Genomic DNA, 19887 nt, shown 5'->3' with positions numbered 1-19887 from the left:
GGGGAGGCCGACGTGTCGACCTCACCCGCTGGGAGCGCAACCCATGTCCGTAGAGCAGTTCGCCGACCGGCACATCGGCCCCGACCCCGACGCCGAAGCCCGCATGCTGGAAGCCGTCGGCTACGCCACCGTCGACGACCTGATGGACGCCGCCATCCCCGAGACCATCCGCTGGCACGGCCAACTCGACCTGCCCCCCGCGGCCAGCGAAGCCGAGGCCACCGCCGAACTACGGGCCCTGGCCGCCGACAACACCGTCGCGGTGTCGATGATCGGCCTGGGCTACCACGGCACCCACACCCCGGCGGTGATCCGCCGCAACGTGCTGGAGAACCCCGCCTGGTACACCGCCTACACCCCCTACCAGCCGGAGATCAGCCAGGGCCGGCTGGAGGCACTGCTGAACTTCCAGACCATGGTCGCCGACCTGACCGGCCTGACCACCGCCAACGCCTCCATGCTCGACGAGGGCACCGCCGCGGCCGAGGCGATGACCCTGGCCCGGCGGGCCTCGACCAACCGCAGCCCGGTGTACGTCGTCGACGCCGACACCCTGCCGCAGACCATCGCCGTCATCACCAGCCGCGCCGCCCCCCTGGGCATCCAGGTACGCGTGCTCGACCTCGACACCGAGGCGCTGCCGGCGGACTACTTCGGCCTGCACCTGCAGTACCCGGGAGCAAGCGGCGCGGTCCGCGACCACCAGAAGCTGGTCGACGCCGCCCACACCGGCGGCGCACTGGTGTGCGTGGCCGCCGACCTGCTGGCGTTGACGCTGCTGCGCCCCCCGGGTGAGATCGGCGCGGACATCGCCGCCGGCACCACCCAACGCTTCGGCGTGCCGATGGGATTCGGCGGACCACACGCCGGCTACCTGGCGGTCCGCGCCGGCCTGGAACGGATGCTGCCCGGCCGGCTGGTCGGCCTGTCCCGCGACGCCGCCGGTGACCCCGCCTACCGGCTGGCGTTGCAGACCCGCGAACAGCACATCCGACGGGAGAAGGCCACCAGCAACATCTGCACCGCACAGGTGCTGCTGGCCGTGGTCGCCGGCATGTACGCCGTCTACCACGGCCCGGACGGCCTACGGGCCATCGCCCGGCACACCCACACCACGGCCACCCGCCTGGCCGCCAGCCTACGTGCCCTCGACGGCGTCCACGTCGTCCACCACGAGTTCTTCGACACCGTACTGACCCGGGTACCCGGGCGGGCCGAGGCCGTGGTCACCGCCGCCGCCGACCACGGCGTCAACCTGCGGCTGGTCGACGCCGACCACGTCGGGATCTCCTGCGACGAGACCACCACCGACGCGCACCTGCGTCAGGTGTGGCGGGCCTTCGCCGACACCACCGACACCACCGGCACCACCGGTGTCGCCGACCTTCCCGACGCCCCACCCACCGCCCTGCCGGCGACGCTGCTACGCACCAGCGACTTCCTCACCCACCCCGTCTTCGGCGCCCACCACAGCGAGACGGCCATGCTGCGCTACCTGCGCCGACTGGCCGACCTCGACTTCGCCCTGGACCGCGGCATGATCCCGCTGGGCTCGTGCACCATGAAACTCAACGCCACCACCGAGATGGAACCGATCAGCTGGCCCGCGTTCGCCGACGTGCACCCCTTCGCGCCGGCCCACCAGACCACCGGCTACCAGCGGCTCATCGCCCAACTGGAAGGCTGGCTGGCCGAGGTCACCGGCTACGACGCGGTAAGCGTGCAACCCAACGCCGGCTCCCAGGGGGAGTTGGCCGGCCTACTGGCCATCCGCGCCTACCACGTCCAACGCGGCCACGGCCACCGCGACGTGTGCCTCATCCCGTCGTCGGCCCACGGCACCAACGCCGCGTCGGCGGTGATGGCCGGCATGCGGGTGGTCGTGGTCGGCTGCGACACCGACGGCAACGTCGACCTGACCGACCTCGACACCAAGATCGACACCCACCGCGACGCCCTCGCCGCGATCATGGTCACCTACCCGTCCACCCACGGCGTGTACGAACCCGGCATCGCCGCCCTCTGCGCCAAGGTCCACGACGCCGGCGGACAGGTCTACGTCGACGGCGCCAACCTCAACGCCCTACTCGGCTACGCCCGACCGGGCCACTTCGGCGCCGACGTGTCCCACCTCAACCTGCACAAGACCTTCTGCATCCCACACGGCGGCGGCGGACCCGGCGTCGGACCCGTCGCCGTACGCGCCCACCTCGCCCCGTACCTACCCGGCGACCCCACCGGCGACCACGGCACCGACCGGCCGGCGATCTCCGCGGCCCGGCACGGATCAGCGGGCATCCTGCCCATCCCGTGGGCGTACCTGCGGATGATGGGCCCCACCGGCCTGACCCGCGCCACCGCCGTGGCCGTCCTGGCCGCCAACTACGTCGCCACCCGCCTACGCGCCCACTACCCGGTGCTCTACACCGGCAACAAGGGCCTGGTCGCCCACGAATGCGTCCTGGACCTGCGACCGCTGACCAAAACCACCGGAATCACCGTCGACGACGTGGCCAAACGCCTCATGGACTACGGCTTCCACGCCCCCACCATGTCGTTCCCGGTCGCCGGCACCCTCATGGTCGAACCCACCGAAAGCGAAAACCTCGGCGAACTGGACCGCTTCTGCGACGCCATGATCGCCATCCGCGCCGAAATCGACCAGGTCGCCACCGGCAGATGGCCGACCCAGGACAACCCCCTACGCAACGCCCCCCACACCGCCGCCATGGTCACCGCCGACCACTGGCCACACCCCTACCCACGGTCCGTCGGCGCCTACCCCGACGGCGTGGACCCCAAGAACAAGTACTGGCCACCGGTACGCCGCATCGACGGCGCCTACGGTGACCGGAACCTCGTCTGCTCCTGCCCGTCACCCCAGGCCTACGAGGACTGACGTACGCTGCGCCGCAGGACACCACGATCCGTCGGGCCGCCCCGGGCGGGGAGCACGACCGAAACGGACCACGTCACACCACGATCACCGACCGTGACCGGTCAGGCGACCAGAGCATGTCGGGCCGGGCCACGGTGCGGGGCGATGGAACTGCCGTCAGGCAACAACTCGCCGGTGTCCTCGAAGAGAATGACGCCGTTGCAGAGCAGACTCCAGCCCTGCTCGGGAAAGCAGGCGATGACCCGCGCGGCCTCCCGGTCGGTGGCGTCAGCGGAGGGGCAGGTGGTTTGGTGCTGGCACATCGGGTTCTCCGGACTGTGGGGGCACTGTGTCATGGTTCACATGACCAGTGACGCACAGTACCAAGCCCCCGCGCGCCGTATCGACCGGCTTCCGCCGTGGCGCCACCGAAATCCACTGAACGGACGAGGAAGGTCGGGCCGACTGGCGTGGAAACGCTCCCACAGCGATTGATTGACGTCCCCGCCGCACCGGTGAACTGCCGCCACCGGCTCACCGAACACACCCGCTGGCAATGGCACCTCACCGACGGCGGCAACCCCGCCGGAGACCTCGAAACCTTCCTCGCCGCCCACGACCTGTCCCTCCACGACCTCACCCGCCCCACCACCACCCACCACCACACCCGCCGCACCTGCGGCGCCGCCCTCTACGTCTCCGCCGCCGCCGGCGCCCACCTCGCCCACGCACCCACCGGCGCACCCACCCCCATACCCGCACTACCCGACATCGTCGCCATCGTCTACCACCACACCGACACCCCCACCCCACCCACCAACCCCACCACCCGCCGCCCCTGGACCCTCGGCGACTGGACACCCAGCTGGACCCCCACCACCCACGCCCACGCCATCGACACCGTCCGCACCGCCATCAGCCACGGCACCGTCTACCAGACCAACCTCGTCGGCCACGCCAGCGCCCCCTACACCGGCGACCCCCTACCCGCCCTCACCCGCCTCGGCGCCCTACCCGGCGCCCGCTACGGCGGCACCCTCACCGGCCCCGGCTGGGCCCTCGGCTGCGCCTCCCCGGAAACCCTCATCGAAATCACCGGCACCCGCCTCACCACCCGACCCATCAAAGGCACCCGACCCGCCACCCCCACCGGCCGCCACGACCTCCTCACCTCCACCAAAGAACGCGCCGAACACATCATGATCGTCGACCTCGAACGCAACGACCTCGCCCGCGTCGCCCGCACCGGCACCGTCACCGTCGACGACCTCTACGCCATCCGCCGCTGGTGCAACCTCTGGCAAGCCGAATCCACCATCTCCGCCACCCTCGCCGACGGCCTCGGCCTCGCCGACCTCCTCCGCGCCATCTGCCCCGGCGGATCCGTCACCGGCGCACCCAAACACGCCGCCCTCCACCAGATCGCCACCCTCGAACCCGTCGGCCGCGGCGCCAGCATGGGCGCCCTCGGCTGGATCACCCCCGGCCACCTCGACCTCGGCCTCACCATCCGCACCGCCGCCGCCGACACCCACCGCCTCCACCTCTGGGCCGGCGGCGGCATCACCTGGCACAGCGACCCCACCGCCGAAGTCGCCGAAGCCGCCGCCAAAGCCGCACCCCTACGCGCCACCCTCACCACCGCCTGACCCCACCACCACGCCGGCGATACCCTCCCAGACATGACCATGCGCGCCATCCGAACCATCGGCGACCCCGTCCTACGCACCCCCGCCGAACAAATCACCACCTTCGACACCGAACTCCGCAACCTCGTCACCGACCTCATGGACACCCTGCTCGGCGCCCCCGGCCGCGCCGGCGTCGCCGCACCCCAGATCGGCATCAGCGCCCAGGTCTTCGTCTACGACGCCGACGGCCACCGCGGCCACCTCGTCAACCCCACCCTCGACCTCTCCGACGACACCGAAGACGACGACGAAGGCTGCCTGTCCATCCCCGGCCTGTACTTCCCGACCCGCCGCGCCCGCCACGCCACCGCCCACGGCCTCGACCAACACGGCCAACCCGTCACCATCACCGGCAGCGGCTTCCTCGCCCGCGCCCTCCAACACGAAACCGACCACCTCCGCGGCCGGCTCTACGTCGACACCCTCCACGGCGACACCCGACGCCGCGCCCTACGCGAAATCCGCGCCGGCCGCTACCACTCCCGCCCCCGCTGACCCCTCACCGCCCACGCCACGACCGCAACCACACACCCACCCCCGCCACCGCCACGAACACCAGCACCGAACAGCACACCAACCTGAACATCCCGACACCCTCCCACCGCCACGTAAGGTGCACACGTGCGCCTGGCCACCTTCAACGTCCTGCACGGCCGATCCGCCACCGACGGCCTCGTCGACCCCGACCGCCTCACCGCCGCCGTCACCGCCCTCGACGCCGACATCCTCGCCCTCCAGGAAGTCGACCGCGACCAACACCGCAGCGGCCACCTCGACCTCACCACCGTCGCCGCCCACGCCCTCGACGCCGACCACCACCGCTTCGCCGCCGCCCTCGTCGGCACCCCCGGCGCCCACTTCCGCCCCCTACGCCACGACGACGACGGACACGGCGAACCCTGCTACGGCGTCGGCCTCGTCACCCGCCACCCCGTCCACAGCTGGCACATCACCCGACTACGCCCCGCCCCCGTACGCTCCCCGGTCTACCTACCCGGCCCCGGCGGCGGACCCGTCCTCCTGCGCGACGAACCCCGCGTCGTCCTCGCCGCCGTCCTCGACACCCCCCACGGCCGCATCACCGTCGCCGCCACCCACCTGTCCTTCGTCCCCGGCTGGAACATCCACCAACTCCGCCAGGTCGTCCGCGCCCTGCGCGCCCTACCCGCCCCCCGCATCCTGCTCGGCGACCTCAACCTCCCCGCCGGCCCCGCCCACCTCGTCACCGGCTGGCACCCCCTGGCCCGCCACCCCACCTACCCCGCACACCTACCCCGCGTCCAACTCGACCACATCCTCGCCGACCCCCACGGCCGCCACCGCCTCCCACCGGTCACCCACACCACCACCCCACCCTCGACCATCTCCGACCACCGCCCCCTCGTCGTCGACCTCGGCTGACCACCGTCAACCCTCCACATACCACCCGACCCGCCAGCTCCGCCCCCTCCCGCAGCGGCAACGACGGCACCACGTCCGCACCGAAGCCACCGGCAGCCCCGCCGAGGACACCCTGCGCCCGCACGCAGCCCTGAACTCCGTCACGCCCCGACCGCCAACAACCCCGACAACACCCGGTGCGTCCGATTCGACCGCACCGCCGCCCGCTGCTGGCCCGCGGTGACCTCGATATACGTCTGCGACGACGCCAACGACGCATGCCCCAACAACCGCATGATCTCCGCCGCGCTCGCCCCGTCCTCGGCCAACCGGGTCGCGAAGGTGTGCCGCAACGCGTGCAACCGCGCCCCCGCCGGCACCCGGTCACCGATGCCCGCCCGCCGGTAACAGGAGTCCACCAGATACTGCAGACCACCCCGACGCAACGCCGCACCCCGCCGGTCGACAAGCAACGGCGAGTCCGGACGGACACTACGGGCCCCGAAGCGTCGGGCCCGGCTCTGCAGGTACGCCACCACCAACCGATCCAACTCCGGCTCGACCGGCACCACCCGGGGCCGACCACCCTTGCCGGCCACCTGCACCCGCCGCTCACCGTCCCGCCCGGTCACCGAGGCCACCCGCAACGCCAACAACTCCGCCAACCGCAACCCCGCACAGAGCGCCAACGCGAGCACCGCCACGTCCCGTTCCGGCCAGGGGTCCCGCTGCCGACCGTCCTGGCGCGCCACCGACGCCAGCAACTGCTCGGGGGTGTCCTCACCGCGTAACGGTTTCGGCTGGGGGAGCGGGGCCTTCGGCCGCCCCACCGCCGGCATCGGATTACCGGCCACGACGCCCTCAGCGACCAGGAACGTGAAGAACGCGTTCCAACTGGACCAGGCGCGGTGCACCGACGCCGCCGCCCGGGGAGTGGCGAACCGGGCGAACGCCGCCCGCAGCAGGCGGGGGGAGAGGTCGGTGATCACGACCTGGTCGAGAGCGACGGCGGGCTCGGCCTGCGCGCCGGCCAGGGCGGCCACGGTACGCAGATCCCGCCGGTAGGCCTGCAGGGTGTGGGGGGAAGGCTTACGGGTGGCCCGGGCGGTCAGGAACTCCTCGATGAGCCGCTCCACCGATTCATCCCGTTCTTCATGCATAAGGGATATTATGCATGATTCTCATGTGGAAGGGGAGACCGTCGACAGGGGACCGGCCCCGCCGTTGCAGGGGTCGGAGTCGATCCCGTCGAGCGTGATCGACCCTGCCGGAGGGCCGGCCGGTGCTGGTGGCACGCGCTCCTCGGTCGGACGTGACGGTCTGAGGCGCGGCGGGGTGCCCGCCAGCGCGGGGCGCGACTGCGGCGCGGTGGCCCACGGCCGACCATGTCAGACGTCCGCGCCGAAGCCCGGCCGCACCCGGTGGTCCCGCTGGCGTGCTGACGGACGTCGTGGCTGCCGCGCCCGGCGTCGGCCGCTGGCGTGGTGCGAGCGGCCGACGAAGCCTCGGGTTCGGACGGCACCCGGAGGTCTGTCGTCTCCGCCGGTGGTCGGGATTCGTGAGGACCGGCGAACCCCGGCCCGGGGGATGCCTTTTCCGCTCAACTTTACATAATGTGCATTATCGAACCTGGCTCGATGGTGTCCGGGTCGGCTCACCGAGCAACCGTCGGGCAGATGTCCGATGCGACCGGCGCGGGTCACAGGCCGCCGGCGACACGCAGCACGGCGCCGGTGGTGTACGAGGCGTCCGGGCCGAGCAGGAAGGCGATGGCGCCGGCGACCTCGGTGGCGTCGCCGGCGCGGCCCAGCGGGATGCGGTCGGCGGCGCGCTCGGGGCGGTCGGGCATGCCGGAGACGGCGTGGATGTCGGTGCGGATGATGCCGGGGGCGACGGCGTTGACCCGGATGCCGCGGGGGGCGAGTTCCTTGGCGAGGCCGATGGTGAGGGTGTCGGTGGCGGCTTTGACGGCGGCGTAGTGGATGTACTCCCCCGGGCCGCCGAGGGTGGCGGCGGCGGAGGAGACGTTGACGACGGCACCGCCGGTGTTCATGCGGCGGGCGGCCTGTTGGGCGCAGAGGACGTAGCCGACGAGGTTGACCTCGACGACGGTGCGCAGGTCGTCGACGCGCAGGTCGGTGATGGGGCCGATGGGGCTGGTGACGCCGGCGTTGTTGACCAGGCCGGTGAGGTCGCCGAGGTCGGCGGCGGCGTCGAAGAGGCCGGTGACCTGGTCGGGGTCGGTGGTGTCGACGGCCAGGGCGATGCCGCGTCGGCCGGTGGCGTGGATGTCGGCCAGGACCTGTCGGGCGGAGTGGTGGTCGCGGCGGTAGCAGAAGGCGATGTCGTGGCCCTGGTGGGCGAGTCGGCGGGCGGTGGCGGCGCCGATGCCTCGGCTGCCGCCGGTGATGACGGTGACGGGTGCCACGGTTGTGCTCCTGCGGTGTGGTGGGAGGCCAATGTAGCGCGTGGTGGTCCCGCCGGGTCCGGTGTCGCAGTGGGCTGGTATCAAGGCAGGGTTCAGACAGGTGTACGGAAGAGGTTGCTGATGGGTGCTGCGGGCCAGGGTTTGTCCACTGACGAGGTGCAGGGCATCCGGGAGGCGTTGGCGGCGGGGCGGAAGCCGAAGGTGGTGTTCACCGCGTCGGCGGGTCAGATCGCCGGTCAGGTGGGCCAGGTGGTGGAGTTGACCGATCCGGCGGTGTCGGACGAGTTCGTGGTGGTGCGCTTCGGGCGGGACGAGTTGCCCTTCTCCCCTGCCGACGTGGCGGTGGCGCCGCGGGGTGCGGGGCGTCGGGTGGCGGAGCCGAAGGCGGAGGCCGAGGCTGAACCGGAGGCGGAGGCGGTGGTGGCTGCGGTGGTCGAGCCGGAGTTCGTGTTGGATCAGCAGCCGCCCCGGCAGCGGCGGGAGGAGCCGCAGTCGCCGGTGGTGGAGGCGGCGAAGCCGGCGCGTCGGCCGGTGAAGGCGGTGAAGGCGAAGGCGCCGACGGGGCTGACGGTGACGTTGGCGTATGCCGATGGTGAGTGGACGGTGGCGGCGCAGCAGGGCAGCAAGTCGTTGGCGAAGCCGTACGTGGTGAAGCCGGCGGAGGCGTTGCGGATGGTGGCGTTGGTGGATGTGCCGGGGGTGCAGGAGGCGGTGGAGCAGATTCTGTCGGCGGAGCGGTCGGAGGCCGAGCAGCAGGCGGAGAAGTTGCGGGCGGAGTTGGCCGAGATCGAGGCCCGGTTGGCGGAGTTGCGCGAGGCGGGTTGAGTTGAGGGTGTGGCGGGGCCCGGGGCGTGTTGTCCCGGGCTTCGTCGTGTCAGGTGGTGTGGGTGGTGGGGTGGTGGTGGACGGGGAAGTTGACGGAGTTGGCGATGAAGCAGAGGCGGTGGGCTTCGTCGTGCAGGGCGGTGGCGGTGGTGGTGTCGGTGGTGTGGGTGATGGTGACGTGGGGGTGGAGGGTGGCCTCGGTGAAGTGGCCGTTTCCGGTGCGGTCGGTGGTCATGGTGCCGGTGGCGTGGTCGGTGTAGTGGGTGACGACGATGCCGTTGTCGGCGCAGAGGTGCAGGTAGGCGAGCATGTGGCATTGGGAGAGGGCGGCGAGGAGGAGTTGTTCGGGGTTCCAGCGGGTGGGGTCGCCGCGGAAGGTGGGGTCGGAGCTGCCGGGGATGGGTGGGCGGCCGTCGGTGGTGATGTCGTGGTCGCGGCGGTAGGTGCGGTAGCCGTTGGTGCCGGTGCCGAGGTTTCCGGTCCAGGTGACGGTGGTCTGGTAGGTGTGGTTCATGGGCGAAGGCTAGCGGTGGGTGTCGACGCCTGGCGGGGTCAGTGGGGTGGGATGTGGGCGACGCCGATGCGTTTGCGGAAGACCCAGTAGGTCCAGCCCTGGTAGGCCAGGACGATCGGGGTGAACAGGACGGCGACCCAGGTCATGATCGTCAGGGTGTAGCCGGTGGAGGCGGCGTTGGTGGCGGTGAGGGTGCCGGTGGGGTCGGCGGTGGAGGGCAGCACGTTGGGGAAGAGTGCGGCGAAGAGGGTGGCGACGGTGAGGCCGATGGCCAGGGCGGTGCCGGTGAAGGCCCGGCCTTCGCGGTGGGCGTGGGCGGCGGCGAGTCCGGCGAGTAGGGCGAGGGTGGCGGCCACGGCGAGGATGACGGCGGTGGTGCTGGAGCGGATGGTGAGGGTCCAGGTGAGGAAGGTGATGGCGAGTCCGGCGGTGCCGATGGCGAGCCGGGTGGCGAGTCGGCGGGCGCGGTGGCGGATGTCGCCGACGGTTTTGAGGGCGATGAAGACGGCGCCGTGGGTGAGGAAGAGGGCGGCGGTGGTGGTGCCGCCGAGTAGGGCGTAGGGGTTCAGCAGGTCAAGCAGGCCGCCGATGTATTCGTGGTCGGCGTCCAGGGGTACGCCGCGCAGGATGTTGGCGAAGGTGATTCCCCAGAGGATCGCGGGGATGAGGGAGCCGAGGGTGATGGCGGTGTCCCAGCGGTGTTTCCAGGCGGCCTCGGGGCGCTTGTGGCGGTATTCGAAGGCGACCCCCCGGGCGATCAGGGCCAGCAGGATCAGCAGTAGGGGTAGGTAGAAGCCGGAGAAGAGGGTGGCGTACCACTCGGGGAAGGCGGCGAACATGGCGCCGGCGGCGGTGATGAGCCAGACCTCGTTGCCGTCCCAGACGGGCCCGATGGTGTTGATCATGACTCGGCGTTCGCGGTCGTCGCGGCCGAGGACGGGCAGCAGCATGCCGACGCCGAAGTCGAAGCCTTCGAGGATGAAGTAGCCGGTGAAGAGTACGGCGATGAGGAGAAACCAGACGGTGGTGAGGTCCACGGTGGGGCTCCGGGGTCAGTAGGCGAAGGCGAGGGGGCGGTCGGTGTCGTCGTCGGTGTCGTGGGTGTCGGGTGGTTCGGTGATCTCGGGTACGCCGGCTCTGGCGTAGCGGAGCAGGAGCTTGACCTCGATGACGGCGAGGGTGGCGTAGATGAGGGTGAAGGCGGCGAAGCTGGTGAGGACCTCGGCGAGGCTGACGCTGCGGGATACCCCGTCGCGGGTGAGCATCTCCCCGAAGACGATCCAGGGTTGACGGCCCATCTCGGTGAAGATCCAGCCGAAGGAGTTGGCCAGCAGGGGCAGGATCGGCATGATCACGGCGGCGCGCAGCAGCCACCGGCTGCGTGGGGTGCGGCCTCGGCGCTGGGCCCAGAGCACCCAGAGGGCGATGGCGGCGGCGGCGAGCCCGAACCCGATCATGAAGCGGAAGCTCCAGTAGGCGACGGGGATGATCGGGGCGTAGTTGCCGGGGCCGTACTGGGCGGCGTACTGGGCCTGGAGGTCGTTGATGCCGTGGACGGTGCCGTCGGGGTCCCCGGTGCTGAGGAAGGAGAGCAGGTGGGGGATCTTCAGGGCGAAGACCTCCCGGCTGCCGTCGAGGCTGCCGACGGTGAGTACGGAGAAGGCGGCGGGGCTTTCGGTGGTGTAGAGGCCTTCGGCGGCGGCCATCTTCATGGGCTGCACCTCGGTCATGATCTTGCTCTGGATGTCGCCGGTGACCAGGAGCCCGGCGGTGGAGATCAGGGCGACCAGGGCGCCCATCTTGGCGGCGAAGCGGTAGGCCGGGGTGTCGGGGTTGTCCGGGCGGCGCACCAGGTGCCAGACGGCGACGGCGACGAGCAGGCTGCCGGCGACGAGGAAGCTGCCGGCGATGGTGTGGGGGAAGGTGATGAGGGCGACCTTGTTGGTCAGGACGGCGACGAAGTCGGTGAGTTCGGCGCGGCCGGTGTCGGGGTTGATGCGGTAGCCGACGGGGTTCTGCATCCAGGAGTTGGCGGCGAGGATGAAGTAGGCGCTGAGGTTGCTGCCGATGGCGGCGGCCCAGATGCTGGCCAGGTGCAGGCGTCGGGGTAGGCGGTCCCAGCCGAAGATCCACAGGCCGATGAAGGTGGATTCGAGGAAGAAGGCGACGAGGGCTTCGATGGCCAGGGGGGCGCCGAAGATGTCGCCGACGAAGCGGGAGTAGTCGCTCCAGTTCATGCCGAACTGGAATTCCTGCACGATGCCGGTGACGACGCCCATGGCGAAGTTGATGAGGAAGAGTTTGCCGTAGAACTTGGTGAGTTTGAGGTATTTTTCGTTGCCGGTGCGGTGCCAGAGGGTCTGCAGGATGGCGACCAGGACGGAGAGTCCGATGGTCAGTGGTACGAAGAGAAAGTGGTAGACGGTGGTGACACCGAACTGCCAGCGGGCGACGTCCAACGCGTCCACCAGGACCCCCAGGTCTGCTTACTACAGGACGTAGTAAATACTACCTGCCGTCGTAGAAGTCTGGGCAGGGGCGGAGGTCCCGAACCCGACCGGGACCAATGACCTTGATCACCTACGGCCGGCGCCGGTGAACGTCGGACGACCGGCCGAGCCCACCGCGTGCCTCGACATGGCAGCATCGAGCGCTGATGGACACCCCGCACTCCCCCTGGCGCCCGCCCCTGCTGTGGCGGGCCGCGCTGCTGCTCGCCCGCTGCGTCGTGGCCCTGCTCGCCCGGCTGCGGGTCACCGGCGACGTACCCGAGTCGTGGCGGCGGGGGCCGCTGATCCTGGCCGCCAACCACATCAACCCGTTCGACCCGATCGTGCTGGCCGCGGCCTGCCGCGCCCGGGGGGTCGCCCCCCGGTTCATGGCAACCGGCGGGCTGTTCCGCGCTCCCCTGCTGGGCGCGGCGATGCGCCACGCCGGACACATCCGGGTCGACCGGGGCACCGCCGCGGTCAGCCGGGCCCTGGTGGCCGCCGCCGAGGCGGCCAGCGACTCGGCGGTGCTGGTCTACCCGGAGGGGCGCATCGGCCTGGACCCGCACCTGTGGCCCGAACGCGGCAAGACCGGCACCGCCCGGCTCGCCCTGGCCAGCGGTGCGCCGGTGGTGCCGGTCGCCCAGTGGGGCTCCCACGAGGTGCTGCCCTACCGCACCACCGCCGGGGCGGTGCTGCGGGGCATCACCCGGGCGCTGTGGCGCCGGCCGGTGATCCGGGTGCACTTCGGGCCCGCGGTGGCGCTGGCGGACCTGCCCGCCGACTCCCCCGGCGCGGCCCGGCGCGCCACCGACCGGATCATCGACGCGATCACCGACGCGCTGGTGCCGTTGCGCCGCGACGAGCCCGAGGGCCCGCGGCACGTCGATCCCAGCCGGCCGGTCGACACCAGCCGCACCCACCGGTACCGTCCGCGCGCCCGCTGAACCACACAGAGAACCGAGGAGACCGATGGCCGAGACGGTCACCCCCAGCCGGTGCGAGCCGGCCAGCACCCGCCGGGAACGCAGCGGCTGGTACCTCTACGACTGGGCCATGTCGGCGTTCTCCACCACCGTGTTGACGGTCTTCCTCGGCCCGTTCCTGACCACGGTGGCGAAGCAGGCCGCCGGGTGCGCGTTGGGTGCGCCGGACTGCACCGGGTACGTGTACCCGTTGGGGATCAAGGTGGCCGCCGGGTCGTACTTTCCGTACCTGGTGTCGTTGTCGGTGTTGTTGACCGTGTTCGTGCTGCCGGTCGTCGGCGCGATCGCCGACCGGTCGGCGCACAAGAAGCGGCTGCTGGGTGCCGCGGCGTTCACCGGCGCGGCCGCCACCGTCGCGATGGTCTTCGTCACCGGCGACCGGTACCTGCTCGGCGGCGCCCTGTTCGTGGTCGCCAACATCGCCTTCGGTGCCGGGGTGGTGGTGTACAACTCGTTCCTGCCGCAGTTGGGTGGCCCGGACGAGCGGGACGCGATCTCCAGCCGGGGCTGGGCGTTGGGTTATCTCGGTGGTGGGTTGCTGCTGGCGTTGAACCTGGTCGTGGTGATGATGTTCAGCCGCGACGGTGACGACCAGCGGACCCTGGACCTGGCCCGGGCCTCGATCGTGTCGGCCGGGCTGTGGTGGGCGGCGTTCACCCTGCTGCCGCTGCGCTGGCTGCGCGAGCACCCGAGCGCGGGGGCCCTGGCCGGCGGTAACCCGGTCACCGACGGGTTCCGGCAGTTGGGTCGTACGCTGCGCCAGATCAGGGCGTACCCGTTGACGCTGTTCTTCCTGCTGGCGTTCCTGGTCTACAACGACGGCATCCAGACGGTGATCGCCCTGGCCAGCCAGTACGGCACCGAGGAGCTGCGGCTGGACCAGGGCACCCTGATCGTGACGATCCTGCTGGTGCAGTTCCTGGCCTTCGGTGGGGCGTTGCTGCTGGGGGCATTGGCCGGGCGGATCGGGGCGTGGAAGACGATCCTGCTGAGCCTGGTGCTGTGGACCGGGGTGATCCTCGGCGCGTTCTGGTTGCCCGCCGAGGCGCCGGTGCCGTTCATGGTCCTCGGTGCGGCGATCGGTCTGGTCCTGGGCGGCAGTCAGGCGTTGAGCCGGTCGTTGTTCAGTCAGCTCATCCCGGCCGGCAAGGAGGGCGAGTACTACGGCTTCTACGAGATCAGCGACAAGGGCACCAGTTGGTTGGGTCCGTTGGCCTTCGGGCTGGTGTTCCAGCTCACCAACTCCTACCGGGTGGGTCTGGTCTCCCTGCTGATCTTCTTCGTGGTCGGGTTCGCGCTGCTGGCCGCGGTGCCGGTGCGTCGGGCGATCCTGGCCGCCGGCAACACCCCGCCCCGGGTGCTGTGACGACCCGAACGATCCGCATGCGTCGATGAGCTAGGCTGCCCGACCGTGACCGACGACGCCGCCACCGCACCGACCTGCCTGGCCCGAGGGCTGTCCGGCTCGGTCGGCGACCCCGGTGGGCGGGGTGCCGACGGCCGTCCACGGCACGCCGCGGCGCTGACGTTCTTCTGGGGGCCGATGGACTGCGGCAAGTCCACGATGGCGTTGCAGATGAACTACAACCACGCCCGGCAGGGCCGCCGGGGTCTGGTCACCACCCGCATCGACAGGTCGTTGGGTCCGCAGGTCACCACCCGCATCGGCCTGGCGCACACCGCCATCGAGGTCACCGACACCCTCGACCTGCGCACGCTGGTGCGTCAGGCCCGCGACGACGGGGTACGGGTGGACTACCTGATCTGCGACGAGGCCAGCTTCTACGAGGTGGCGCACGTCGAGCAGATGGCCGAGCTGGTCGACCGGTACGACGTCGACGTGTACGCCTTCGGTCTGGCCACCGACTTCCGGTCGTGTCTGTTCCCGGCCGCGCAGCGGCTGTTCGAACTGGCCGACAAGGTGGCCCGGATCCAGGTCGAGGTGCTGTGCTGGTGTGGTCGGGAGGGGCTGCTCAACGCCCGGGTCGTCGACGGTGAGGTGGTGCGCTCCGGTGCGCAGGTCGTCATCGGTGACACGGTGCCCACCGGGCAGGTGCGCTACCAGGTGCTGTGCCGACGTCACCACCGCACCGGTGACCTCGGTGGTCAGTAGGGGTCGCCGCAGACCTTCCAGCCGTCGCCGTCGCGGACCACCGTCAGGTCCCGGTCCTCGGCGCGGCCGCTGTCGCGGTCCAGCCGGGCGGTTACCGTGGCCCGGGGCCGTCCGTCGCGGGTGTTCACCGACACCTGCCGGATCTGGTGGCCGGTGAGCAGCGGCGGGGTCCGCACCCACTGGTCGAACCCGAGCCGGCTCCACCGGGTACGGGTCTCGGCGCAGAGCCGTTCGTAGGCGGCGTCGGTGTCGCCGGCGGCCAACTCCCGCAGGAACCCGTCGGCGGCCTCCCGGGCCGGGCCGCTTGCCTGCCGGACGACCTGCACGTTCCACAGCCCCAGTCCGGCCACGCCGACGCAGCACAGCGCCACCGCGCAGCCGGCCAGCAGCAGACCGGCCCGCAGCGGCCGTCGCCGTCGGGCCGGTCGGACCCAGCCGGTCTCCCCCACGCCTTACGACCGTAGAGAACCCCCGGGGCCGGGCGCAGCGACTTGGCCCGGTCGCCCGGACCTGCGCCGCGACGACACCGCACGTCGAGGCCCATCATGGCCTCGACGTGCGGTGTGTTGAGCGCCGGTCAGCTGCGGCGGCGGGCGCGGGCGGCCCAGATGACGTACGCCGGGTCGCGGTCGAGGTTGTGCCGGTCGCGGTCGTAGCGGCGGGTGGTGCGCGGGTCGGCGTGGCCCATGGCGTCCTGGACGTCCTCCAGCGGTACGCCTTCGGCGCGGGCGGTGGTGGCGAAGGCGTGCCGCAGCGAGTGTGGGGACAGTTTCGCCCAGGCGGGCAGCCCGGCGGTCTGGGCGAGGCGGCGCACCAGCCGGAACACCGCGTGCCGGTCCAGGCGGCCACCGCGGGCGGTGACCAGCAGGGGCCCGGTCAGCTCGGCCACCGTCGTCTGCTGGGCGGTGGCGCGGGCGGTGAGGTAGGCGTCGACGGCGTACGCGGTGCCGGGGGTCAGGGCGCGGCGGCGGGCCCGGCCGCCCTTGCCGACGAACCGGATGCTGCGGTGGCCGCGTTCGGCGCCCAGGTCGGCCAGGTCCAGCGACACCAGCTCCCCCACCCGTAGGCCCAGGTCGGCCAGCAGGGCGATGGCGGCCCGGTTGCGGGCGGCGGTCGGTCCGGTGTCGGCGTCGGCGGCGGCCAGCAGCGCGTCGACCTCGTCGGGGCTGAGCCCGACCGTGTTGGAGTGGTCGCGGTCGATGCGCGGGCGGTCGGCGCCGGAGACCGGGTTGGCCTCGACCGCGCGGAGTTTGACCAGGAAGTCGTACCAGCTGGACAGGGCGGACAGGCGGCGGGCCACGGTGGCCGGGGTCAACGGTCGGCCGCTGCGCGCGCCGAGGGTGGACTCCAGGTGCCGGCCGTAGTCGTTGACGTCGAGGAAGCTGGCCCGCAGTGGGTCCAGGCCGCGGGTGGCGCACCAGGTGAGCCAGCCGGTGATGTCGCGGCGGTAGGCGTCGCGGGTGTGGTCGGACAGCCGCCGGTTACGCAGCCACGCCTCGGTGAAGTCGGCCGGGCCGTCGCCCACGGCGAGGCGGGTCGACGAGCGCGCCGGAACATGCGAAGACCACATGTGAAAAATGTTCTCAGCCCTTGCGGCGCAACGCCATCCGCCGCGCCGCCGGAGGTACGTGCCCTCCCGCCGGTCGGTGTCGCGGGCCGTTGCGTCGCCCGCGACACCGACCGGTGGTGGTCGGGTCCGCCCGGTGGGGCGGTCGCGGCTCAGGCGTCGATCTGCCGGCGGCCGTTACCGGCCGCGGCGATGGCGACCCGGCGCGGCTTGGCCCGCTCGGCCACCGGGATGCGCAACGTCAACACCCCGTTGTCGTAGCTGGCCTGCAGGTTGTCGGTGTCCAGGGTGTCGCCGAGGAACAGTTGACGGGTGAAGGTGCCCATCGGCCGTTCGGCGGCGACCATCTCGACGGCCTCACCGGCGGGCCGGCGGCGCTCGGCGCGTACGGTCAGCACGTTGCGCTCGACGGTGCAGTCGATGCTGTCCGGGTCCACCCCGGGCAGGTCGAACGCGGCGTAGAAGTGCTCGCCGTCGCGGTAGGCGTCCAGGTGCATCACGGCCGGACGGGCGGTGGTGCCGAAGAACTGCTCGGTCAGCCGGTCGATCTCCCGGAACGGGTCGGTACGCATCAGCATGGCGGTGCCTCCTCGGTTCTCCTGTGCCGAAGGTGTCGAGTTGAGTCGAGGTGACTCAAGTCCTCCCCTCTTTATGTAGCGCGCCGCGCCGCCGCCGTCAAGTCGACCGGCGTCACACCCGGGTCCTACCCTGACCCGGTGCTGTCTGCGATCACCGGGTTGTCCCGCCACTTCACCGCGGACACCCTGCGGGCGTACCTGCTCGACCGCGCGACCCGGGCCGACAACGGCTGCCTGGTCGTGCGCGGCTACGGCGACCAGCGCGGGGTGTACCAGAAGGTCGCCGGCCGGGCGTGGGCGCACATCGCGGCGTACGTGGTCTTCGTCGGCGGCTACGACCCGAGCCTGGAGGTCCACCACGACTGCGGAGTGCCCGACTGCATCGAGCCGACCCACCTGCGTCAGGTCACCCACGCGGACAACTGCCGCGAGCGCACCCAGCGCCCGCAGTGCCGCAACGGTCATGACCGGGAGGTCGATCCGGCCACGGGCCGGCTGCGGCGGGTCTGCCGGGTCTGCAACCGGGAGGCCCAGCGGCGGTGGCGGGAACGGCAGGCCGCGCAGGTGGCCGAGGCGCGCGCGTCGTACGGGCGGGGTTCCTGACCGAGGCGGGGCCCGCCCGCAGCATCGGCCGATCGGTCGTCGGTGGCCGCCGACCGGCCATTTCCATGTGCGGGCGCCCGATCGCGACGGTTACGAAGTACGGGTGGCCAACGAGATGACCGTTCCCCTGCTGCCCTGCCCGTCTGTCGACGACATCGTCGCCTTCTACCAGGTGCTCGGCTTCCACACCACCTACCAGCAGCGCAAGCCCAACCCGGCCGTGGGGTTGCAACGCGAGGACCTGCATCTGCAGTTCTTCGAGATCGCGGGCTTCGATCCGGCGCAGTCCTACGGTTCGTGTGTCGTGCTGACCCCGGACACCGGACAGCTGTACCGGGCCTTCGCGGCGGGAATGCGCGCCGCGTACGGCAAGGTGCTGGTCTCCGGGATGCCGCGGATGACCCGGCCCCGGGCGCGCAGGAACGCCGACGGGCTGAGCGGCTTCAGCGTCATCGACCCGGGCGGCAACTGGATCCGCGTCTTCCAGAAAACCCCGGCCTCCCCCGCGCCGGAGCGGACCGGGCGGCTGGGCAGGGCGATGGCGAACGCCGTCGTGCAGTCAGACTCCCGAGGGGACGCCCGACAGGCGGCGCGGATCCTTGACAGCGCGTTGGCTCGTCCCGAGGCGGATGACGACCCGGTCGCGTTGGTGGAGGTGCTCGTCTACCGCGCTGAGGTGGCGATGGTCCTGAACGATCCGGCCACGGCAGTCGAGATGCTGGCCCGCGTGGACCATGTCGCGTTGAGCGCGGACGACGCCACCCGGGCCGCTGCCGCGTACGAGGCCGCCACCGACCTTGCGGCAGCCCTGTCCTAGCTCCCCTGTTCAGCCGACACCGTGCCCCGGCGGAGACCGTGAGCCCAGGGCCGGTGTCGGCTGCGTGCCGCGGTGCTCGGCACCTGCGGGTGCTTCGGCTCACCCTACGGATGCACCAGCGTAAGTCATTACGCACAAGAACAGTCATTATGATGTGTTGACCAAATGTCCGCTTTGTGGGTTTTGATTTATCGGTTTGTCATTACCGGTAATTCGTTTATTGGGGGTTGAGGGAATGGGTGGAGGGATGGATAGTGGTGGGCGTCCCCCGGGGAGGGAGCCCGATGGCCGCGATCCACGAGGCGCTGACCGCCCTACGGGCCGAGAGCGCCGCCTTCGTCGCGGCCCTCGACCAACTGAGCCCGCCGGACTGGGAGCAGCCCACCCGCTGCACACCCTGGCGGGTCCGGGACGTGGTCGGCCACGTCGTCACCGTGCTGGCCCGCGTGGCCGACGCGACCGGCGGCCCGCGACCGCACCGGCCGGAGATCACCGCCACCGACTACTACCGCCCCGACCACCGGTTCAGTGCCGCCGCCAACGACGAGCGGATCGCCACGGCCCGCAGCCGCGCCACCGAGGCCGACACCACCCAACTGGGGCGCGACCTGTCGACCACGGTGGCCACCGTGGTCACGGCCAGCCGCCACGAACCCGCCGACCGGACCGTGCGGACCCGGCACGGCGACGCCATGCTGTTGACCGACTTCCTCACCACCCGCGTGGTCGAGCTCGCCGTGCACGGCCTCGACGTCGCCGATGCACTGCGACAACCACCGTGGCTGACCACACCGGCCGCCCACCACCTGCAACGGTTGCTCCTCGGCCCGCACTGGCGGACCGCCGCCGACATCCTCGGCTGGCCCCCGGTGACCCTGCTGCGCAGGGCAACCGGCCGCGCACCGCTCGGCCCGGACGAGTCGGCCGCGCTGGCGCGGCTCGGACTACGCGGCCTGGCCCTCGGCTGACCCCGGGACGCACGGCAGTCCGCGCCGTACACCCGTCAGTTCTGCGGTGT

General features: G+C 71.5%; 20 protein-coding genes. 11 read left to right on the top strand and 9 right to left on the bottom strand.

The window, feature by feature from the left end; genetic code table 11:
• Positions 1-43: 43 nt before the first annotated feature.
• Positions 44-2899 carry an aminomethyl-transferring glycine dehydrogenase gene (gcvP, locus tag GA0070617_RS15780; RefSeq protein WP_091438429.1) on the top strand — a complete coding sequence of 952 codons (2856 nt, stop codon included), beginning with the start codon at positions 44-46 and terminating at the stop codon, positions 2897-2899.
• A 101-nt stretch (positions 2900-3000) separates the two neighbouring features.
• Here the strand turns inward: gcvP and GA0070617_RS15775 are convergent, their stop codons facing one another.
• A complete protein-coding gene (locus GA0070617_RS15775) occupies positions 3001-3201 on the bottom strand; it encodes a DUF5999 family protein (RefSeq protein WP_091438428.1) in 201 nt (66 codons plus the stop codon).
• A 168-nt stretch (positions 3202-3369) separates the two neighbouring features.
• Here GA0070617_RS15775 and GA0070617_RS15770 point away from each other — a divergent pair, with 168 nt between their 5' ends.
• From GA0070617_RS15770 to GA0070617_RS15760, 3 genes are all read left to right on the top strand, one after another.
• Complete coding sequence (locus GA0070617_RS15770; protein ID WP_373868347.1) at positions 3370-4527, top strand: chorismate-binding protein; 1158 nt, start codon at positions 3370-3372, stop codon at positions 4525-4527.
• 33 nt (positions 4528-4560) lie between these two features.
• Complete coding sequence (def, locus tag GA0070617_RS15765; protein ID WP_091438423.1) at positions 4561-5064, top strand: peptide deformylase; 504 nt, start codon at positions 4561-4563, stop codon at positions 5062-5064.
• 126 nt (positions 5065-5190) lie between these two features.
• Positions 5191-5970, top strand: a complete 780-nt coding sequence (locus GA0070617_RS15760; protein WP_091438419.1) for an endonuclease/exonuclease/phosphatase family protein — start codon at positions 5191-5193, stop codon at positions 5968-5970.
• A gap of 140 nt (positions 5971-6110) precedes the next feature.
• On the opposite strand, the gene GA0070617_RS15755 is transcribed toward GA0070617_RS15760, so the two are convergent.
• The gene (locus GA0070617_RS15755; RefSeq protein ID WP_091438417.1) at positions 6111-7109 is read right to left on the bottom strand and encodes a tyrosine-type recombinase/integrase; all 999 of its coding nucleotides are present in this window, start codon (positions 7107-7109) and stop codon (positions 6111-6113) included.
• A gap of 539 nt (positions 7110-7648) precedes the next feature.
• On the bottom strand, positions 7649-8377 hold the full coding sequence (locus GA0070617_RS15750) for an SDR family oxidoreductase (RefSeq protein ID WP_091438415.1): 729 nt from the start codon (positions 8375-8377) through the stop codon (positions 7649-7651).
• Between the two features lie 120 nt (positions 8378-8497).
• On the opposite strand from GA0070617_RS15750, the gene GA0070617_RS15745 reads away from it, so the two are divergent.
• Positions 8498-9202 (top strand): prefoldin domain-containing protein, encoded by a 705-nt coding sequence (locus tag GA0070617_RS15745; RefSeq protein ID WP_091438412.1) that lies wholly within the window; start codon positions 8498-8500, stop codon positions 9200-9202.
• A gap of 49 nt (positions 9203-9251) precedes the next feature.
• Here GA0070617_RS15745 and GA0070617_RS15740 read toward each other — a convergent pair whose 3' ends face one another.
• The 3 genes from GA0070617_RS15740 to GA0070617_RS15730 are packed head-to-tail and all read right to left on the bottom strand — an operon-like array spanning position 9252 to position 12184.
• Entirely contained in the window at positions 9252-9716 is a 465-nt protein-coding gene (locus GA0070617_RS15740) for an OsmC family protein (protein WP_091438409.1), read from the bottom strand.
• A 38-nt stretch (positions 9717-9754) separates the two neighbouring features.
• On the bottom strand, positions 9755-10753 hold the full coding sequence (cydB, locus tag GA0070617_RS15735; RefSeq protein ID WP_091438406.1) for a cytochrome d ubiquinol oxidase subunit II: 999 nt from the start codon (positions 10751-10753) through the stop codon (positions 9755-9757).
• 15 nt (positions 10754-10768) lie between these two features.
• A complete protein-coding gene (locus GA0070617_RS15730) occupies positions 10769-12184 on the bottom strand; it encodes a cytochrome ubiquinol oxidase subunit I (protein ID WP_091438403.1) in 1416 nt (471 codons plus the stop codon).
• Between the two features lie 188 nt (positions 12185-12372).
• Between GA0070617_RS15730 and GA0070617_RS15725 the strand changes: the two genes are divergently transcribed.
• The 3 genes from GA0070617_RS15725 to GA0070617_RS15715 are packed head-to-tail and all read left to right on the top strand — an operon-like array spanning position 12373 to position 15304.
• Positions 12373-13152, top strand: a complete 780-nt coding sequence (locus GA0070617_RS15725; RefSeq protein ID WP_091438399.1) for a lysophospholipid acyltransferase family protein — start codon at positions 12373-12375, stop codon at positions 13150-13152.
• A gap of 25 nt (positions 13153-13177) precedes the next feature.
• Positions 13178-14557: an MFS transporter gene (locus GA0070617_RS15720; protein ID WP_091438398.1), complete on the top strand. Its 1380-nt coding sequence runs from the start codon at positions 13178-13180 to the stop codon at positions 14555-14557.
• Positions 14558-14602: 45 nt separating this feature from the next.
• Complete coding sequence (locus tag GA0070617_RS15715) at positions 14603-15304, top strand: thymidine kinase (protein ID WP_091438395.1); 702 nt, start codon at positions 14603-14605, stop codon at positions 15302-15304.
• On the opposite strand, the gene GA0070617_RS15710 is transcribed toward GA0070617_RS15715, so the two are convergent.
• From GA0070617_RS15710 to GA0070617_RS15700, 3 genes are all read right to left on the bottom strand, one after another.
• Complete coding sequence (locus GA0070617_RS15710; protein ID WP_091438394.1) at positions 15298-15753, bottom strand: Rv0361 family membrane protein; 456 nt, start codon at positions 15751-15753, stop codon at positions 15298-15300. The two genes, GA0070617_RS15715 and GA0070617_RS15710, sit on opposite strands and share 7 nt — an antisense overlap.
• 128 nt (positions 15754-15881) lie before the next feature.
• Positions 15882-16874: a tyrosine-type recombinase/integrase gene (locus tag GA0070617_RS15705; protein ID WP_091438390.1), complete on the bottom strand. Its 993-nt coding sequence runs from the start codon at positions 16872-16874 to the stop codon at positions 15882-15884.
• A 149-nt stretch (positions 16875-17023) separates the two neighbouring features.
• Positions 17024-17449 (bottom strand): Hsp20/alpha crystallin family protein, encoded by a 426-nt coding sequence (locus GA0070617_RS15700; RefSeq protein WP_091438386.1) that lies wholly within the window; start codon positions 17447-17449, stop codon positions 17024-17026.
• Between the two features lie 138 nt (positions 17450-17587).
• Between GA0070617_RS15700 and GA0070617_RS15695 the strand changes: the two genes are divergently transcribed.
• From GA0070617_RS15695 to GA0070617_RS15685, 3 genes are all read left to right on the top strand, one after another.
• Complete coding sequence (locus GA0070617_RS15695; RefSeq protein WP_091438384.1) at positions 17588-18052, top strand: HNH endonuclease; 465 nt, start codon at positions 17588-17590, stop codon at positions 18050-18052.
• Positions 18053-18155: 103 nt separating this feature from the next.
• Positions 18156-18869, top strand: a complete 714-nt coding sequence (locus tag GA0070617_RS15690) for a VOC family protein (protein ID WP_091446487.1) — start codon at positions 18156-18158, stop codon at positions 18867-18869.
• Between the two features lie 284 nt (positions 18870-19153).
• On the top strand, positions 19154-19837 hold the full coding sequence (locus GA0070617_RS15685; protein ID WP_091438381.1) for a maleylpyruvate isomerase N-terminal domain-containing protein: 684 nt from the start codon (positions 19154-19156) through the stop codon (positions 19835-19837).
• Positions 19838-19887 lie beyond the last annotated feature (50 nt).

This window comes from Micromonospora yangpuensis (genome assembly GCF_900091615.1).
In the GTDB taxonomy this organism is placed as follows: domain Bacteria; phylum Actinomycetota; class Actinomycetes; order Mycobacteriales; family Micromonosporaceae; genus Micromonospora; species Micromonospora yangpuensis.
The sequence above is the reverse complement of the archived record's forward strand: the minus strand, read 5'-3'. Positions and strand labels throughout refer to the sequence as shown.

Excerpts from the sequence above, each read along its gene's own strand:
- GA0070617_RS15755 (WP_091438417.1), bottom strand. The coding sequence starts at position 7,109 with ATGCATGAAGAACGGGATGAATCGGTGGAGCGGCTCATCGAGGAGTTC.
- GA0070617_RS15775 (WP_091438428.1), bottom strand. The coding sequence starts at position 3,201 with ATGTGCCAGCACCAAACCACCTGCCCCTCCGCTGACGCCACCGACCGG.
- GA0070617_RS15685 (WP_091438381.1), top strand. The coding sequence starts at position 19,154 with ATGGCCGCGATCCACGAGGCGCTGACCGCCCTACGGGCCGAGAGCGCC.
- def (WP_091438423.1), top strand. The coding sequence starts at position 4,561 with ATGACCATGCGCGCCATCCGAACCATCGGCGACCCCGTCCTACGCACC.
- GA0070617_RS15725 (WP_091438399.1), top strand. The coding sequence starts at position 12,373 with ATGGACACCCCGCACTCCCCCTGGCGCCCGCCCCTGCTGTGGCGGGCC.
- gcvP (WP_091438429.1), top strand. The coding sequence starts at position 44 with ATGTCCGTAGAGCAGTTCGCCGACCGGCACATCGGCCCCGACCCCGAC.
- GA0070617_RS15745 (WP_091438412.1), top strand. The coding sequence starts at position 8,498 with ATGGGTGCTGCGGGCCAGGGTTTGTCCACTGACGAGGTGCAGGGCATC.
- GA0070617_RS15705 (WP_091438390.1), bottom strand. The coding sequence starts at position 16,874 with ATGTGGTCTTCGCATGTTCCGGCGCGCTCGTCGACCCGCCTCGCCGTG.
- GA0070617_RS15700 (WP_091438386.1), bottom strand. The coding sequence starts at position 17,449 with ATGCTGATGCGTACCGACCCGTTCCGGGAGATCGACCGGCTGACCGAG.
- GA0070617_RS15740 (WP_091438409.1), bottom strand. The coding sequence starts at position 9,716 with ATGAACCACACCTACCAGACCACCGTCACCTGGACCGGAAACCTCGGC.
- GA0070617_RS15720 (WP_091438398.1), top strand. The coding sequence starts at position 13,178 with ATGGCCGAGACGGTCACCCCCAGCCGGTGCGAGCCGGCCAGCACCCGC.